2 protein-coding genes are annotated in these 523 nt (G+C 61.4%); both read left to right on the top strand.

Translation table 11 applies throughout. From position 1 onward, the window contains the following. Positions 1–367, top strand: a 367-nt coding sequence (locus GSQ95_RS26005) for an HlyD family secretion protein (protein ID WP_178123859.1), incomplete at its 5' end; no start/stop codon positions are given. A gap of 12 nt (positions 368–379) precedes the next feature. Beyond that, positions 380–523 (top strand): efflux RND transporter permease subunit (locus tag GSQ95_RS27375; RefSeq protein WP_158974022.1); only part of this gene is annotated, 144 nt, incomplete at its 3' end.

Genomic DNA, 523 nt, shown 5'->3' with positions numbered 1-523 from the left:
CTCGGTGACCATCCGCGCCGAATTCCCCAACCCCGACAAGCTGCTGCTGCCCGGTATGTTCGTGCGTGCTCAGCTGCAATCGGGGGTGCGCCAGAATGCCATTCTAGTACCCCAGCAAGGGGTCACACGTGATCAGAAGGGCAAGCCCACTGCCATGGTGGTGAATGGGGAAGGCAAGGTCGAGCTGCGCGAGTTGGTGACCGAGCGGGCCTTGGGTGCCGACTGGCTGGTGTCCAAAGGCATCGAAGCGGGTGATAAGGTCATCACCGAAGGTCTGCAGAAGGTTAAACCCGGCGCCAGTGTCACTGCCAAGCCTGCCGGCAACGTCGCCTCCGCCGAGCAGCAGCCGGCCGGTAAGGGCCAATAAAGGGAGCGCCCGATGTCAAAGTTCTTTATCGACCGGCCCATCTTCGCCTGGGTAATCGCCTTGGTGATGATGCTCGCCGGCATCCTGGCGATCGTCAATCTACCGATCAACCAGTACCCGAACATCGCCGCTCCGGCGGTTTCGATCCAGGTAACC

Origin of the sequence: Pseudomonas sp. BAV 4579 (assembly GCF_009765395.1) — a bacterium.
Lineage (GTDB): Bacteria > Pseudomonadota > Gammaproteobacteria > Pseudomonadales > Pseudomonadaceae > Chryseomonas > Chryseomonas aestiva.
This window is presented reverse-complemented; position numbering and strand designations above follow the sequence as displayed.